This window comes from Aureispira sp. CCB-QB1 (genome assembly GCF_000724545.1).
Taxonomy (GTDB): Bacteria; Bacteroidota; Bacteroidia; order Chitinophagales; family Saprospiraceae; genus Aureispira.
This window is the reverse complement of sequence record NZ_JHBV01000042.1, coordinates 71,974-89,718: the sequence shown is the minus strand read 5'-3', so window position 1 is coordinate 89,718 and position 17,745 is coordinate 71,974. Positions and strand designations below refer to the sequence as shown.

Here is a 17,745-nt window from a genome sequence, read left to right as displayed (position 1 = left end):
TATGTATCTATTAATAGCCATTATTTTCATTTTGGGCTACCTAGCTATCGCTTTAGAACACAATATCCATATTGACAAATCTGCTCCTGCTCTATTAATTGGTGTACTTTGTTGGACATTTTTGGTACTGGGGGCAGATACCATTTTAATAGACCAAGTTGGTAATCATGCAGCATTAGGACATTATATCAACCATCAACTTGCAGAACATCTCAGCGAAATTTCAAGCATCTTGTTTTTTTTATTGGGTGCAATGACCATTGTAGAGTTGATCGATAGTTACGGAGGGTTTAGTATTATCACCGATAAAATCCAAACAACACAAAAAGTCAAACTCATTTGGATTTTGTCAATACTCACCTTCTTTTTGTCTGCTGCATTAGATAATTTAACAACTTCTATTGTAATGGCTGCTTTGCTTCGAAAACTAATTGCTGATCGAAAAGACTTATGGTTTTTTGCAGGCATTATTGTCATTGCTGCCAATGCAGGTGGTGCATGGTCTCCCATTGGAGATGTTACGACAATTATGCTTTGGATTGGAGGGCAAGTATCTGCTCAGAATATCGTCTTAAAATTATTTTTACCAAGTTTAGTGGCTTTATTGGCACCACTTGCAATTGTCTCTTTTACACTAAAAGGACATATTACTCGACCAGCACAAGTAGAAGGCAAGCACCATTCAATCCCCGTCAATAATTTTGAAAAACAGTTAATTTTCTTTTTGGGTATTAGTCTATTGCTCTTTGTACCGATCTTTAAAACCTTAACTCATTTGCCTCCATTTATGGGAATTTTATTTGGCTTAGGAGTTCTTTGGATGGTTACAGAGATACTCAATCACAAAAAAGTAGACCAAACAAAAGAAAAAATTTCTATCGTCAATGTTCTAACCAAAATAGATGTCCCTAGTGTTTTATTTTTCTTGGGCATTCTATTGGCGGTTGCTGCCTTGCAAACCGCAGGACACTTAGCACAATTAGCCCATCTGCTAGATGCTAGTTTTGGAAACATATACCTGATTAACATTTTTATTGGCTTACTTTCTTCTATTGTTGATAATGTCCCTCTAGTTGCAGGTGCAATGGGTATGTACTCTCTAGATGTCTACCCAATGGATCATTCCTTCTGGGAATTGTTGGCATACTGTGCTGGAACGGGAGGAAGCGCCTTAATTATTGGTTCCGCTGCGGGTGTGGCCATCATGGGAATTCTAAAAATTGATTTCATTTGGTACATGAAGCGAATCGCTTGGCTTGCTATTGTTGGTTATTTCTCTGGCGTACTCACCTTTTACCTTCAAGCTCAATTGTTTCATTAAAGCTGCTCTTAAGTACCTATTTAGCTCTCTTTTAAGACAAAAAAAACAAAAATATGAAACGCATCTTCATTTATATAGCATTCACAATTCTATATCAACATACGACTTGGGCTCAACATCAGCCTACGACTACTCATACACATTCGGTATGGACATCATTGACCAATAAGCTATTCATCACCAACCGCTTCTACTTGGCTAATGAATTTCATTGGCGGCGTTCCAATTGGATATTGGCGCCTCAACAAATGATAGAACGTCCGTCTTTAAATTATAAAATAGCCAATTTTGTCATCGGCTCAGTTGGTTATTCTTTTATACTGAACGATCCCTATGGAGAATTTCCAAGTCCTCTACCCACTAAAGAGCATAATATTTGGGAACAATTTGAATTAAAACACAAGATTAATGCTCTACGTTTTAACCATCGCTATCGCTTGGAACATCGTTTTGTGAATCGAGTGATACAAGACTCTAAGGAACAACACCATATAGATGGCTTTAAGTTTGTACAGCGATTTCGGTATCGACTTACGGCTAGTTATACCGTCAAAGTCTTTGAGTCCACAAAATCCAAACTCTTTGTCAAGGCTTTTGATGAAATTTTTCTAGGATTGAATTCCAATAACTTATCGGCTAAATTGTTCAATCAAAATTGGCTGTATGTAGGGGTAGGTTATGCCTTTAATACAAATGGAAAAGTAGAATTAGGATACATGCACCAAGTCTTGCAACGGAATGCTGACTTATATGAAGGGAATCATATCATCCAATTGACATTTAGTTATAACATTCATTTTAAGTAATGATTCAGAAAAAATGAGTATTTTAGATAGAACAATCGTTCATCAAAAAATGAAAAACTACTAAAAGAATAATTATGAAACTAGGTGCCTTCTCTATTAGTCTCAGTGTTAAAGACCTCAAAGCTTCTCAAGCATTTTACGAATCGCTTGGCTTCAAGGTTTTTGCAGGAAAAATAGAACGAAATTATCTCATTATGAAAAACGAACAATCTTTGATTGGTTTATTTCAAGGTATGTTTGAAAACAATATTCTTACCTTTAATCCTGGGTGGGATAATGATGCTAATATTTTAGAGCAATTTGACGATGTTCGAGAAATTCAACAACATCTAAAAAAACAAGGAATTGCCATACAGAACGAAGCCGATGAAAATGGAACTGGTCCAGCTAGTTTTGCCGTTACAGACCCTGACGGCAATGTGATTTTAATTGATCAGCATGTCTAGTGAAATACCTAAAAAAGCATTCTTGGGGATTTGAAAGTGAACAATGATGTATTGGTTCATTTTCAAATTACCCATGCATAGGGGCTAGCAGCTCTTCTGGCACATCCTCCAAAGATTCAATTGCTTTTAAGCAAAACCATCAAAAAAAACGTTTAATGTGTGATATCAAAGTCTTTAACAATCTGCGTAAACAGCGATAACTCTCTATAATAAGCCGCAATCAATTCAAAGTTCAAATTGGAATGCCAAACACTTGCTTCTAATAAGTCTTGAGGCTCGTTAATTGCCATATAAAAATGACTGTTATAAAAAGAAGCATAGACCTTCTTGCCGCTATTTATGTGATATTGATTGATGGCAATAATTAGTTCAGGGGTCAAAATTTCTTTGTAATGAATATCTCTATCCAAATAAACTATAAATTCTTCATCAAATGCAGCATTGCCTGTATCCGTTAATTCATAGCCTCCATATTTGGTGTACTCTTTCATGATAGGAATAAATAGTTGCCAATCCGATCGAGGAATCATAACAATTCGCCCTTTAAATGCCGTATTGAAATTGGCATGAAAAAAGATGCCCTCAAACCATTTTTCTAATTTCCCCTTCACTTTATCAGTGTGGTACAATTCCAATTCACACATCTCAAAAAAGATTTCACCGATTTTTCCCATAATATAATCTTCCCCGTAATATAACTCAGGGTTCATCGGAAATATACGACTGCGCAGAAACGTATCTTTACTAATATAGTCCTTGTGATAATAGGTCAACCTTGAATCCATAAATTCTAAAATAGATTGCACCACAATAGGCTTAAAACCAGCCCTAAAGACATCGGAACGATGTTGATATACCCGAAACAACAAAAACCAAGGCACAAATAGAAAAATGGACAAGGCAAACATATCCAAACTTAACACAAAGATACTCAATAAAATCATCAAGATCACTCCTAAAAACATCAGAGCTAATAATTGTTTTCGTTGACGTTCAAAAACTATCAACTTGCTGTGCATATGATCATTATAAAACCGTCTAAACTTACCTATATCTTCCACCTTTAATGTTTGGGTATTAATTAAGCATTGGGTTGCTGTAGGTTACAAATGCCACAAGTATACGGCTTCATCGTCCTTATACAAGAGCAATCTTTTACTATTATTTTATTTGTTGATAATGATTCAACTATCTATATTTTTTTTCTATTTTTTAGTAAAAAGATAAAAATCAAAGAAAATTATTCTGAATTATATTCGTACCTTTGCCTTCCTGACAGACAATAAAAATACAGTTTTTATGGTTAAAAATGTTAGAAACTAACCATGAATTAATCATAAAGTATTGTATTAAGTAGATAAATAAGACGATCTTGTATGCTATTTCGCACAATTTAATCTATCTCTTTTTACGTTTACCACTCTTCAACTAAAAACTGCTCGTTTGTTTAGTTTAGCAAAAAAATGCTACGTAGTCCATCGTAATAAACCTAGATTAAGTTGACACATTACTTCGTAAAGAATCGCATTATTTTGATTATCAAATAAGACAAAACTCTACCACTCAAACCCTAAAACACTGATAATCAAATAAATGTTAGTTTTTTTTTATTTTTTGTAAAAATGAGAAAAGCCACGAAGTATTATTGACAAATATCAAATTAATTAAAAATCGTATGAATACTCGCCTTATATTGATCCTGTTCTGTTTGGCATTTGTTTCAGTTTGTTCCGCTCAAAAAAATTTAATTTTTGAAGAACAGTTTGACAACAATTTTTTGCAATGGATGCATGGCAGCTCCTCCGAATATAGTGCCGTTGTAGAGGATGGGTTATACAAAATTGAATACAAACAAAATCAGGGAGCTTGGTATTTCTGGCAATCTATCCCCGTACATCCTGATACTTCTTTTTATATCGAAAGCAAAATTACCCCTTTTCTAAAAACCACTCAAAGTGTGTATGGTATTATTTGGGGCGTAAAAGACTTAAATAATTACAATGCTTTTTTAATTAGCAATCAAGGAAAGACTTCGGTTGTTACCTGCAACAAAGGTAAATTTACCCGTGTTGTAGATTGGACGTTGACGGGCAATTATCAAAACAATCAAGTGCACACTATTTCTATTCGCAAGAACAATGGCAAAATGCGCTTTTATTTGGATGGAAGAGTTGCTTTCACGACTCAAATTCTTCCATTTTACGGTGATTTGTTGGGCTTTGTCATTTCGGGTAAAACCTCGGCCAAAATTGATTATTTAAAAATTCAGCAAGATAGAGCCATTAACCTAGTAGAGAATGCGGTTCAAGGTAATGAACGTAAAAATTTAGGGGCTAATATTAATTCTGCTTATGCAGAACTACACCCGCTCATTGCGCACGATGGGCAGAGTCTATATGTTACTAGAAAAGGGCACCCCCAAAACAAGGGCTTGGACAAACGAGACGATGCTTGGGTCTCTTACAAACAAAAAGATGGCTCTTGGAGTCCTCTAGAACATATGAAAGCTCCAATTAATAACAACAATCACAATCAAGTTATTTCGGTATCGCCTGATAATAATACATTATTGTTGGGCAACACATATAACCAGAGTGGCACCTCCAAAGGAAAAGGAGTTTCTATTTCTCATCGCAAAGAGGACGGTACGTGGGAAGTTCCCCAAGATGTTATCATTGATAATTATTACAATCAAAACCCTATCCACAGCATCCATTTAGCAGCGAGCAAGCAGTTGCTACTACTTTCTATTGAACGCAATGATTCCTATGGCCATTTGGATTTATACGTATCGTTTTTGCAACCTAATGGTCATTTTTCTCAACCCAAAAACTTAGGCCCAACGATTAATACAGCCTATGAAGATGGAACACCATTTTTAGCAGCTGATGGCAAAACACTTTATTTTGCTTCTTCTGGTCATGGCGGATATGGCTCTATGGATATTTTTGTCTCTAAACGCTTGGATGATACTTGGAAAAATTGGTCGACACCACAAAATTTAGGTCCTGAAATTAACTCAAATAAATGGGAAGCGCATTATAGCATTGCCGCATCTGGAACCAAAGCTTATTTCGTTTCTAACAAAGGAGAAAAACACATTGGTGCAGAAGATGTTTATGAAGTTATTCCTCCCATTGAATCTCGCCCAGAACCTGTATTATTGGTCAAAGGAAAAGTATTTAATGCGGTTACCAAAGAGCCTATTCGAGCAAAAATCATTTATTATGATTGGAAAACCAATGAGGAAAAAGGAAATGCGTTGTCAAGTAGCAAAGATGGTAAATACCAAGCTGTTTTGCCTCCAGAAAACCAATACAACTTTTTAGCTTTTAAAGGAGGGTACTACCCTGTAAGCAAAAGCATTGATATTGGAAAAATTGATGCTTATACGGAAATGTATATCACCTTGTACCTACATCCTATTGAAGTTGGTGAAACAATTCCGCTCAATAATATTTTCTTTCTAGGCAACACAGCTGATTTATCCATTGAAGCAGAACCTGAACTAGATCGCTTGGTTATTTTTATGGAGAAATACCCTGAAATGACCATCAAGTTGAGTAGTCCAACGAAGGATAAAGCCGATAAAATAAAGACTTATTTGGTAGAGAAAGGAGTGGCATACAAACGAATTATTACCGCTAAAAATGATACCGATGTTAATAATTTCTCCATTATTTCATTAGTGGGATACGACAAAACGGTACAGCGTCGTGGTAATTTTGAAGAAAACTTAAACCCTAAAGATTTAAAAAAGGGTCAAATTTTTCGCTTAAACAACACTTTTTTCCCTGCGGACTCTTCTTATATTACCAAACATGCCGCCAAAGAACTATCTCGTTTGCAGAAGTTTCTAAGCAACAATCCATCTATTGTTATCGAAATAGGTGGTCATACCAATGGCTTGCCTGAACACGACTATTGTGATCGACTGTCTATGGAACGTGCCAAAAATGTTGCTCAATATTTAATTGATCAAGGGATTCCTCCCCAACAAGTTACTTACAAAGGTTATGGCAAACGTCAACCAATTGCTACCAATAAAACGCTTGCAGGAAGACAACGCAATCAGCGAGTAGAAATGAAAGTATTGGGTACTAACTCTGAAGACACTCCCACGGGCATGATAAAAGTCCCTCCCAAAATAGATTGATGAATTCAATCTTACTCAAAAAGATAGAGAGACTATCGTAGCAGGATAGTCTCTCAAAACACATTACGACCCAAAAAGCAATGTTTCTTTATATTTTATATTAAATCTTTGTTCTATATAGTCATTATCGTTCGACACGAATGAAATATACATTTAGTATGCCGAACAATAACTATAACGTAACTTTAACAACATTAGATGTCTATGTTTATAGAACGTAACAAATTTTAAAACGTCCACTAGCCTAAAAAAAAATTAACTTTTTTCTTTTATTTTTTTTCGATTGCGTTGTTTTTCTTTGTAAAATGCTTTACTAGCAATGTATAAAACTTTGCCGACAGTTGCATAGACCGTCCCCTCTTTGTCTACCCAATCCGCACTCAATTCGATGTCGAACTCTTGTTCTGTTAAAATACGTGTTTTGATACGTTGTAGTAATTCATCGGTAATCAAAAAACGAATGTACAAGGTACGGTCGCCAGGTCGCCTAAATCGAATATTTGCTGATTTATCCCAAACAACATAATCGCTCCCCAACATCCTCATCAACTGAATCATATAAATAGGGTCTGCCGCAGAAGCCATGCTTCCTCCAAACATTGTTCCTACATAATTTCTCGTTCCCCAACCCAATTTCAACCGAATGTGTACATCTGAAAAATCAGCAGCTATAAATGTTGCCCTTCCACCAGTACGTCGATAGGTTGGAAATAAATTCATGACCAATGCAAACAAGCGCATTTTAAAACTTGTCGTTTTTTTTGGTACAAACATCATTACTTCTTATACTTTTTAACAGCTTTTGAATCAGGTTTTAAGCGAACATTCTCATCTGATTTCCCTTCATAATCTAAGCTGTTTAATACATAACGAATAGCAGCCAATCGTGCTGTTTTTTTGTCATCTGCCTGTACAATCACCCACGGGCAATCTTCTGTATGTGTTTTCTCAAACATAGCATCCCTGTACTGCGTATATACTTCCCACAACTCTTGTGCTCTTTCATCTATTGGACTGAATTTCCATTGTTTGAGAGGACTTTTTTTTCTTGCTTCAAAACGCTTCGCTTGTTCGTCTTTGCTAGTATCCAACCAAAACTTAATTAAAATAACTCCTGATTCTTGCAGCATTCGTTCATAGCTAATTACCTGTTTCATAAATAAAGCATATTCCTCTGGCGTACAAAACCCATTCACAGGTTCTACCACGGCTCTGTTGTACCAACTTCTATCAAAGAACACCAACTCACCAGGATTGGGCAATTGGTTGATATATCTTCTAAAATACCACTGCCCTCGTTCTTCTTCAGTCGGTTTGGGCAAAGCAACAATGCGAATCGAACGTGGATTCAAATGTTCTACAAAACGACGAATGGTTCCTCCTTTGCCAGCAGCATCACGCCCCTCAAATAAAATTGCAATGCGTTTATTATTGGCAGCAGCCCAGCCTTGCATTTTGAGCAGCTCAATTTGAAGGTCATTTAACTCCTCTTCATACTTCAAGGTTTTCAAAATCTTTTTAACATTAACATCTTTGGAGCTCAACAACTTCTTGTATCCATCCTTTGTATTTAGTCTTCTAAGATCTTCTTCTGTTATTTTAAAATCACTCATAATGGCTATTTTGGTCATTTAATTTTGTACTTAAAAAGTAATATAAATTGATGCGTTTACTTCTTCTCATCAAAAAAATACTTATACAATCTTATAAAAAAGCATAAGATACATTATTTACTGTTGAATTGAAAATGAGGAATAAAGCTCCATGAGTCCATTTGATTACTAAACGGCTTTAAACATATCTAAAAACAAATTACTAATAAACTAAATACGAACATAGTATAACACACTAATACATACTGACAATCTTAAAAGCTCTCTTTTTTAGGTTTGAATCCAAAATCACAGGACTATAACTTTGTTCCAATTTAATTCATGAAATCTTTACGGATTTCTAATTCATTTATCTTACAAAAACTTATTACAATGAAAAAAGTAGATTTGTTCAAAAATGCTGAAGTTATCAAATCAGATCAAATGAACGCAATTACTGGAGGAAACATGAAATTCGCTTCTGACTCTTACGACAACGGTGATTCGGATCATCACGACAATGGGAATTCAGATCATCACGACAACGGAAATTCGGACTATGCAGACAATGGAAGTTCTGATCACTCTGACAATGGTTAATCGCAGGCTTTTTTAAAACCTAAAAGAACCGAATAACTTGAGGTAGTTTTTATGTTTCATCTGCCTCAAGTTTTAATAATAACTACTCTTAATCACCATGCACAACAATCCATTTATTTGACACGCTTGCTAGTTCAACCTGCACACCTGTCAATTGGTACTTGCTAGTTGGTTACAATGAGTCTACCTTTGACCAAAAAGTTAACACATAAAATCACATACAAACCTAAATAATTTTTGTGATCTGATTTCTCTTGGCACCAAGAATACTTCTTAGCCTTTTCCATCATGACAGTAGAGATGCTCAAGATTCGCTTTTACTATAAATCAATTGCCGAAAGCAAGTATTTACTTGGCTTCAAAATTATTAATTAGCTAAAGCTAGACCATAACTAGCACATTTCTTTTTTACATATAGACCATATATTTATTTTTTTTATATTCAAAAGCATTAGTTTGAAATTTTTATTTTTAAGTACTCATTTTTCGGAAACACTCATTGAAAAAACACAATTGTATTGTATTCAACATGGCATTGAAGTTGTTCGAATCAATCTCGAAGATTTGTTACCCAATGGGATTAATGATATACAAGTAACTATTGGAGAAAACGATCTTTTATTTAAGGTCAACCAACAAGTTCATCACCTAAGCGAATTTTCTTTGATCTGGAAACGACGTATTAGCAACAATTTTCTTTCAACAGGTAGATTGTTCAACAGTTACAAAGGCATTGTTCCCAATTATACTTTACAACAATTGATTAAAGAAGTCTATGACTTAAGGGATTTAATTCTAAACTTTGCTCGAAATATAGAAATTCCCATTGTTAACGATTATGACCCTGCCTGCAAAAACAAGCCCTTTCAAACAATCAAAGCAAACGCATTTGGATTAACATGTCCCTCCATGTTATTGTCTAATTCTATACAAGACATCAATCAATTTATTTCCCAGCACGATGCAACCATTACCAAACCAATAGGTGGTTTAGGATACCTTCCAGAGGAAGAAGAGATTATGAGCATCAAGACAACTTCTATTGATTTAAACGACACCAATGACGTCTCCTCAGATTTAATTTTTCCTTCCTTCATACAAGAACGTATTCCATCAAAATATGAACTTAAGTGTATTTTGGTAGGGGAAGAATTACATTGTGTAAAACAATATTACAAAGGAGGAGATATCCCTACCACAGACATTAAGTTGGCTTATAGAAACCAACAAATCACCAACGAAGAATATCACCTAAATCAGAATGTAAAAAATAAGGTAATCAAGTTGTGCCGCTATTTCAAATTAGACTTATGTACCATGGATATTATCAAACGTTCTGATGGCAATTATGTTTTTTTAGAAATCAACCAAGATGGAGTTGTTGAATACTACGGTTCGTTCCTGAGCATACCTATACACGAGCGCATTTTTCAATTATTACTCACCAAGTCCAAACAAAAAAAGGAAGCTCCCATCTTACAATAATCAATTATGAAACAAGAAAAAATTTTAGAAAAATACACCAATCTAGTAAATGAAGGAAAGCTGCCTTTGATGTTTAAAGCAATTAACTTTGAAGATTCTCAAAACAACCACGAATTGAGACCCAAAAGAGCATTTTATTCACCTAAATTTAGCAACAGAGCTTTATGCATTAAATATGCTGAACGTGCTTTACTGCCTTAAGAATATGAAAACAGAAGATTCCATTTATATCGTTAAAGGTAAATCTAAAAGTGCCTTAATTAATTTAGAAACTAGAGAGATTAGAACCCTTGCCAATACACAACTCAAGCAGTTGGCTGATAACACTGATTTAACGGCTAGTTTAGCGCGTTATATCCCTCCTCAACTAGATATCTATCAAAAAGAAATTCTTGACATCAAGCTTCAACAACTGCCCCAAAGCCAAAATTTTAATTTTCTGAGCCAGTATTTCAACGATGATATAGCTTATTTCAATGTGCGTATTTTTTGCCCTGAAAAAAATCCAATAGCCCTAGATTCCCTACAAACACTAGTCACATGGATTAATAACAATATCTTTCAATTTGGCATTGTCATTTTTATTTCGGATGCTTATCCCCTAGAAAAATTTTATAAGTACTTTGCAAGATATAGAGTGTTTAATAGAGAGTCTTCCAATGCAAACAATACCCCCTACCAACCAATGTTGTATGGTAGTCCTAACGCTATTTTTATTTCTCAGAAAAATAATTTGTACCACTACTCTAGAGATACGCTTCTCTTAGACAAGGACAAGGTGCAATTCATTGATCACGATCAATTCAACATTCCCAAATCTAATATTGAGGGATGCAAAGATTGTGCATTTAGATTAACTTGTTTTGATTTACGAGAAGTACAGCAAAGGGATGGAAAATATCATTACGATACCACTTGCTTGTATGAATTAGACCATTGATTAGTATGGCTTTAAAATTTCCATTTTACAGACAACTTGATGCGATGGACTGCGGCCCGACCTGTCTCAAGATGATTACTCAATGGCATGGAAAAACGTTTCCATTACAATATTTGAGAGAAAAGTGTTATATCACAAGAGAAGGAGTATCTCTACTAGGCATATCGGAAGCTGCCGAAAGCATTGGTTATCGTACCATTGCGTTAAAGCTCACTTACGACCAAGAGGGGACGGTTCCTGGGCTCTTACAAATGCCTTTACCTTGTATTGCTTACTGGGGGCAAAGACATTTTGTGGTTGTTTATAAAATCACAAAAACACATGTTTGGATAGCTGATCCAGCAGAAGGAAAGCTAAAATTAAAACGCTCTGTCTTTGAAAATTCTTGGTTGGTTGCCGAAAAAAAAGGGGTAGTATTGGGGCTCGAAACAACTCCTAGTTTTTATCAAGAAGACGATTTAGAAGAAGACCGATCTAAATGGCGGTATCTTTTTAGTTATCTCAAACCATACAAGCGATTGATTTTTCAGTTTGTATTGGGCATGACCATTGGATTAATCTTCCAACTTACCCTACCTTTTTTAACACAGTCTCTAATAGATGTAGGAGTTAACAATCAAAACATAAGTTTTGTATGGTTGATTTTAATCGCACAACTTGTTTTATCGGTTAGTCAGGTATTTGTTCAGTTCATCCAATCTTGGATTGCTCTCAATATAGGACGTCGAGTAAATGTCAATTTAATTGCCGATTTTCTGACTAAAATGATGGCATTGCCTTTAGGTTTCTTTGACAGCAAAAACATTGGTGATTTGTACCAACGAATCAGCGACAATCATCGAGTAGAAACCTTTTTGACCAATTCACTTCTAAACATGTTATTTTCTATAGTAACAGTTGCTGTTTTTTCGGGTGTTTTATTTGTCTATAATAAAGTTATTTTTGCTATTTTCTTCTTTTTTTCTATCCTCTACCTGCTTTGGATTTGGGGCTTTTTAAAATGGCGCAAAGAATTAGATTACATGGCTTTTCAGCAGTTTTCTAACAATCAAGAAACCTTGTATGAAATTATCAATGGCGTTCAAGAAATTAAGTTGCAAGGAAGTGAGCGAAAACGACGTTGGAAATGGATAGAAGTGCAAGCCAAATTATTTAATGTCCAAACCAAGTCCTTAGCCCTAAGGCAATATCAAGAATTTGGCGTTTTACTTTTTTCAAGACTCAAGGATATACTAATTTCTTTTGTTGCAGCAAGTGCTGTCATTAACGGAGAAATGACCTTGGGTATGATGGTTGCCGTTCAATATATTGTAGGGCAACTGAATGCTCCTTTTCAGCAATTTATAAGTTTTGTCTATACTGCTCAAGATGCTAAAATCAGCTTAGAACGAATGGGGGAAATTACTTCTGAAAAGGAAGAAAATGTTTCCAACATGTCCTTAATTAAACAGCTTCCTCCATCGGCTGATTTAGTATTAGAGAATTTATCTTTTGGCTATACACCTATCTCCAAACCTGTTCTAAACAATATCAATTTAACCATTCCTGCTGGCAAAACAACGGCTATTGTTGGTGCTAGTGGTAGCGGCAAAACTACTTTGCTAAAATTATTACTAGGATTTTACGAACCTATCAACGGAAAAATATCAGTTGCAAAAACACCCTTATCCTCTATTGACAAACGCTATTGGCGAAGCCTTTGTGGCACTGTAATGCAAGATGGGTATATTTTTTCAGATACCATTGCTCAAAATATTGCCGAAAGCGATACCTCTATTGATTATAAAAAATTACATCAAGCGATTGAAATTGCCAATATTAGCGACTTGATTGCTACGCTTCCGTTAGGATACAATACAATGATTGGCTCTAAAGGGAGTGGCATATCACAGGGGCAAAAACAGCGTATTCTTATTGCTAGGGCGGTCTATAAAAATCCTGATGTATTGTTTTTAGACGAAGCAACCAACGCTTTGGATACTTCCAATGAACGTCAAATTGTAGAAAATTTAAACCAGTTTTTAACCTCCAAAACCGTTGTTGTTGTAGCGCATCGACTAAGTACCGTCATGAATGCAGACCAAATCGTCGTCTTGGATGGAGGAAAAATTGTTGAGCAGGGAACCCATCAAACCCTCTTAAACCAAAAAGGAAAATATTATAGATTGGTTCAAAACCAACTTGATGTCGAACAAGTTGGAGTAAATATAGAATAAACATGTCAGATCAAAAATCCACTGAATTTACATTAATAGAGCAAGCGATGGGAAACCCTCCCTCCTGGTTAACTCATTGGGGTATTACAGTGGTTGCACTCTTCTTTTGTGTTATTTTTGGTATTGCTGCCATGATAAAATATCCTGATGTCTTAAAATCAGAAGCTACTACTTATATTGATCATCCTCCTATTGAGATATTCACACAAACTAATGGTAGAATACACACTTTATTGGTTCAAAATAAGGATACCATTCGACACAATACTCCTATCCTTGTTCTTGAATCAACTGCTGACTGGCTAGCTGTTTTGCATTTAGATACACTTCTACAAACCAATAGATCTATTTTTGATACCACGTTTATGTCAAAAGAGTTGGGGGATTTGAGCTCTACTTACCATGAAGCTGCTTTATTATTTAAACAATTAGAGGATGCTCGCCAAAACGATATTACCAATCAACGCATCTCTACGCTTCAAAAAGAAATCGAACAAAACAACATATTGAACAATTCTTTGGTCGCACAAAAGGAAGTGTTTGCACAAGAATTAAAGAATATAAAAAAAGATTTGGATCGGTCTAAGAAACTCTTGCAAGATGGTGTCATTAGTCTTCAAGAATTTGAACAAAAAGAGAATACTTATCTACAAAATGAGCGTACATTCCACCAAATGGAATCTTCTATTATTACCAATAAAATAAAAATACAACAATTAGAAATTCAAATCCCTGAATATAAAAAACAACAACACGACTTTTTCTTTCGCTTAGAAGTTGATTTTCAACAAAAAAAGGAAGTACTTAAAACTGCGGTAGAGCACTGGAAGAAAAAATACATTCTTTATGCTCCTTCCTTTGGAATTGTCTCGATGAAGCACAAACTTCAAAAAGGAAATCAAATATCTCCCGACATTCCTGTGCTAACAATCTTGCCCAATACAGCACAAAAACAAGCATTTTTAAAAGCACTAATGGATGCCAATGGCATTGGTAAAGTTGCTGTTGGTCAAAAGGCTACTATTTCTTTTAATAATTACCCCTCTGCTGAATATGGGATATTAACAGCAGAGGTCATTGAAATTGCCCCTATCCCAACCGATAATCAGTATGAAGTCTTGCTAAAACTTCCGCAAAGTTGGGTTACCAACTATGGGGTCTCCATCCCTAAACAACAAAAAATGAATGCTCATATTGCCATACAAACCAAGGAATTCACACTTTTGGAGCGTATCTTTTCTGGCTTGTTGGACGTGTTAAAAAATTAGATTTAGTGTTAAAAATTGTTAATATTTTTTCTTCTAAAACTTTAATTTTTTCTTCTACCAAAGACTTTTTCTATTCTTTAAAAAACACCTTTCTGTACTTTTTTACTCCTTTTTCTTCGTTAACTCGAATGTTACTTTCGTTTGCTCTACTGTTCCCTTCGTTAGACCAAATGCATTTTTCCTTTTATAACTTTTTGCATTATTTAATGCTCTCAAAATAAATTTTAAAACAAAATGTATCCAAACGTAACACAATGTAAAACAAGTTAAAACAATGTAAAACTATTTGCATTTATAAATTTTATATTCTACATTTGAAGCAGCCCCCTACTATTTTTCCTAATTCATGATCTACATTTTGTACATCCCCTTAGTCTGCAAAATTAAAACTAAATCCAATTTAATCAACTAAATCCTTTTTATTCCTAAATGCTACTCTACAATTACAAATAGATTTTACCCGCATAGTTAAAAGGCATTCTGTAAGCAATGCCCAGAATAGTTTTTAATCTATTACTCTGCCTATTACTGTCAGTTATAGATAAGGGATACCTGTACCCCATTTTGTCCTGATCATACAAAATTAAACCCCACAGGCGTTCAACTCACTTACGGAAAGTGGGATAACTCAAATTTTTTTAAATTTTATTTTAATTATGAAAATTCAAGAAAGTAAATTCGGTCAATTTGAAGCATTCAAAGTCAACAACCTTAAAAACATAATGGGAGGGAAACAAATTGAAGATGTCTGTACTTATGAAGAAGGCAGTAATACTTGTTCTGACTCTATTGCTGTTACTGTAGAAGATGATGGAGGGAGATTTAGAGATCAAGAGTTTGATTGTGCAGATTCTACGCCAACAGGTCTAGAGCCTGGAAATTAAACAGGGAATTTATCTACCCACCTAGATTGCATTTTGCAATCTAGGTGTTTTTCTAAAAAAATGTCATGACCATTAAATCAAGAATAAGTAATGAAAAAAACATATTGGATACTATCTATTTTACTGATTTTATTGAATAATCTTTTTGCACAAGATTATATTTCTTACCACAATTTAGTCAATGAAGCAGAATATTGGATGTACAAAAAAGAGTATAAAAATGCTAAAATCCTGTATAAAAAAGCTTTTTGCTTAGAGGAACCAATGTGGAAAGATGCCTACTTATTAGCAAAGGCTTACGTTTTTTTAAACAAAAAAAAGAAAGCTCTTTGTTGGTTAAAAAAGAGCTCTGAAGCAAATGTTTCTTTTTGCTCTTGGTATTTAGAAAAGGAGAAAGAGCAAAAAGACTTTAAATCAATTTTTAACTCTTCTAATGATATGAAAGCCTTTATTAAAGAATTAAGAACAATAGAAGATGACCCTTCAAAAAAATCAAACCAACAAGTATATCTTAATATACAAAAACAAGTTGATGAATTACTCAAAAGAGATCAAGCTATTCGGGAAGAATGTAGAAAAAGTGGTTTTACCAAAGAATGCAAAGAGCGTATAGATCTAGAGGATTCAATTATACAAGAAAAATTATTAGCCATAACCAAAGAATATGGTTTTCCTGGTTCTAATTTAATAGGAAGTGATTTGGTAACAATCATACTTGTTCACTTTGATAAAAAACGTTTTATTTCTTCATTAGATATCTTGTTATCAGAAGTAAAAAATGGAAACCTAATGCCCTTTTATTACGGATATATGCTTGATCGGTTCTATTGGAAATATATTGAAGATAAAAATGATAATCCATGTTATCTGAGTTTACTCTATACAAAGAAAAAATGCACAGAGGAAGATTATGATGAAGTCATCAAACGAAGATTAGAGTTAGGAATTAGTCTTTTTTTTGATGGATCAAGATTTCGTATAAGGACTCATGAATTACTTCCATGGGTAAACGAAGAATTCATTGAGAAATATTCTTTTTTGAAAAAAAATAAATAATGGTACTTATACTAACACATGAACAAGACGTATCTACCCGTGGAGTAATACGATGGTTAGATTATTTAGGTAAGGAAGTAATTGTATTTCATAAAGAGCGGGATTGGATTAATATAAAAGATATAGACTATAATAAAGGTGAGGTTCTATTTGAGAGCAAAAATTATGGAGTGTTTGCTTTGTCAAATATTGAAGCCGTGTTTTGTCGTGGGGGAATAATACGAATAAAAGACTATGTAAAGCATCCTGGGCAATATGAAAATTTTAAAACAAGTCTACAGTATTTTTTATCCGCACATTCAATTTCACATTTAGAAGCTATTACGCATTTTTTGTTTGAGAAAAATACTATTGGTCAAAATGGAGTTGGCAGGTACAACAAAATGCTAGCGCTTAACCTTGCTAAAAAAGTAGGTCTAGACATACCCCATACAATTTTTACAGATTCAAAAGAAAAAGCCCTTTCATTCTGCAATGAACATGATGAGATTATAACAAAGAGTTTGGATCTTAATTTTATGTATCAAGACACCAGAAATGCAAAACGTTTTTTTGAATATACTGCTATTATTACAAAAGCAGATATAGAAGGTTTACCAACTAAATTTGGTTTAACAATCTTTCAAGAAAAAATAAATAAGCAATATGAGATTAGAGTTTTTTATTTAAAGGAAAAACTATATTGCTTTGCAATTTTTTCTCAAAAAAATAAAAAGACTCAAGTAGACTATAGATGTTATGATAGAGAACGAATGAATCGGATGATTCCTTTTCAGCTCCCTCTAGATGTTGGGAAAAAAGTTTCTGCATTTATGAAAAAAGCAAAGCTCGACACAGGTTCTATTGATCTTATTTATGGGCTAGATAAAAAATTTCACTTCTTAGAAGTAAATCCAATAGGGCAATTCGGTTATTTATCAAATATCAATAATTATAAAATTGAAAAACAAATTGCTTTAGCATTAATAAATTAGA

Annotated in this window: 16 protein-coding genes; 13 read left to right on the top strand and 3 right to left on the bottom strand. The window is 34.3% G+C overall.

Annotated elements, in window-relative coordinates; genetic code table 11:
- Position 1 precedes the first annotated feature (1 nt).
- The 3 genes from nhaD (at position 2) to CG11_RS22570 (ending at position 2,573) form a co-directional block, all read left to right on the top strand.
- On the top strand, positions 2-1,321 hold the full coding sequence (gene nhaD / locus CG11_RS22580) for a sodium:proton antiporter NhaD (RefSeq protein ID WP_052599125.1): 1,320 nt from the start codon (positions 2-4) through the stop codon (positions 1,319-1,321).
- 53 nt (positions 1,322-1,374) lie between these two features.
- Positions 1,375-2,127, top strand: coding sequence for a DUF2490 domain-containing protein (locus CG11_RS22575; protein WP_052599124.1), 753 nt, complete (start codon positions 1,375-1,377; stop codon positions 2,125-2,127).
- Positions 2,128-2,201: 74 nt separating this feature from the next.
- Positions 2,202-2,573 (top strand): VOC family protein, encoded by a 372-nt coding sequence (locus CG11_RS22570; RefSeq protein ID WP_052599123.1) that lies wholly within the window; start codon positions 2,202-2,204, stop codon positions 2,571-2,573.
- A gap of 152 nt (positions 2,574-2,725) precedes the next feature.
- Here CG11_RS22570 and CG11_RS22565 read toward each other — a convergent pair whose 3' ends face one another.
- Entirely contained in the window at positions 2,726-3,634 is a 909-nt protein-coding gene (locus CG11_RS22565; protein WP_052599122.1) for a DUF3137 domain-containing protein, read from the bottom strand.
- 614 nt (positions 3,635-4,248) lie between these two features.
- Here CG11_RS22565 and CG11_RS22560 point away from each other — a divergent pair.
- The gene (locus tag CG11_RS22560; RefSeq protein WP_052599121.1) at positions 4,249-6,729 is read left to right on the top strand and encodes an OmpA family protein; all 2,481 of its coding nucleotides are present in this window, start codon (positions 4,249-4,251) and stop codon (positions 6,727-6,729) included.
- A gap of 255 nt (positions 6,730-6,984) precedes the next feature.
- Here the strand turns inward: CG11_RS22560 and CG11_RS22555 are convergent, their stop codons facing one another.
- Both CG11_RS22555 and ppk2 read right to left on the bottom strand, forming a co-directional pair.
- Positions 6,985-7,506 (bottom strand): DUF4442 domain-containing protein, encoded by a 522-nt coding sequence (locus tag CG11_RS22555; RefSeq protein WP_063833185.1) that lies wholly within the window; start codon positions 7,504-7,506, stop codon positions 6,985-6,987.
- Positions 7,506-8,342, bottom strand: coding sequence for a polyphosphate kinase 2 (ppk2, locus tag CG11_RS22550; RefSeq protein WP_052599227.1), 837 nt, complete (start codon positions 8,340-8,342; stop codon positions 7,506-7,508). Before ppk2 ends, CG11_RS22555 begins: the two co-directional genes overlap by 1 nt.
- Positions 8,343-8,714: 372 nt before the next feature.
- Here ppk2 and CG11_RS22545 point away from each other — a divergent pair, with 372 nt between their 5' ends.
- The 9 genes from CG11_RS22545 to gwsG all read left to right on the top strand — a co-directional run bounded on the left by CG11_RS22545 (position 8,715) and on the right by gwsG (position 17,744).
- A complete protein-coding gene (locus CG11_RS22545; RefSeq protein ID WP_052599120.1) occupies positions 8,715-8,921 on the top strand; it encodes a hypothetical protein in 207 nt (68 codons plus the stop codon).
- 456 nt (positions 8,922-9,377) lie between these two features.
- Positions 9,378-10,406 (top strand): RimK family alpha-L-glutamate ligase, encoded by a 1,029-nt coding sequence (locus CG11_RS22540; RefSeq protein WP_052599119.1) that lies wholly within the window; start codon positions 9,378-9,380, stop codon positions 10,404-10,406.
- Positions 10,407-10,412: 6 nt separating this feature from the next.
- Positions 10,413-10,607 (top strand): hypothetical protein, encoded by a 195-nt coding sequence (locus tag CG11_RS22535; RefSeq protein WP_052599118.1) that lies wholly within the window; start codon positions 10,413-10,415, stop codon positions 10,605-10,607.
- A gap of 4 nt (positions 10,608-10,611) precedes the next feature.
- Positions 10,612-11,346 (top strand): hypothetical protein, encoded by a 735-nt coding sequence (locus tag CG11_RS22530; RefSeq protein ID WP_052599117.1) that lies wholly within the window; start codon positions 10,612-10,614, stop codon positions 11,344-11,346.
- 5 nt (positions 11,347-11,351) lie between these two features.
- On the top strand, positions 11,352-13,562 hold the full coding sequence (locus CG11_RS22525) for a peptidase domain-containing ABC transporter (RefSeq protein WP_052599116.1): 2,211 nt from the start codon (positions 11,352-11,354) through the stop codon (positions 13,560-13,562).
- 2 nt (positions 13,563-13,564) lie between these two features.
- Positions 13,565-14,830 carry an HlyD family secretion protein gene (locus tag CG11_RS22520; protein WP_052599115.1) on the top strand — a complete coding sequence of 422 codons (1,266 nt, stop codon included), beginning with the start codon at positions 13,565-13,567 and terminating at the stop codon, positions 14,828-14,830.
- 656 nt (positions 14,831-15,486) lie between these two features.
- Positions 15,487-15,714: a hypothetical protein gene (locus CG11_RS22515; protein WP_052599114.1), complete on the top strand. Its 228-nt coding sequence runs from the start codon at positions 15,487-15,489 to the stop codon at positions 15,712-15,714.
- 90 nt (positions 15,715-15,804) lie between these two features.
- A complete protein-coding gene (locus CG11_RS22510) occupies positions 15,805-16,770 on the top strand; it encodes a hypothetical protein (protein WP_052599113.1) in 966 nt (321 codons plus the stop codon).
- The gene (gene gwsG / locus CG11_RS22505; RefSeq protein WP_052599112.1) at positions 16,770-17,744 is read left to right on the top strand and encodes a grasp-with-spasm system ATP-grasp peptide maturase; all 975 of its coding nucleotides are present in this window, start codon (positions 16,770-16,772) and stop codon (positions 17,742-17,744) included. Before CG11_RS22510 ends, gwsG begins: the two co-directional genes overlap by 1 nt.
- Position 17,745 lies beyond the last annotated feature (1 nt).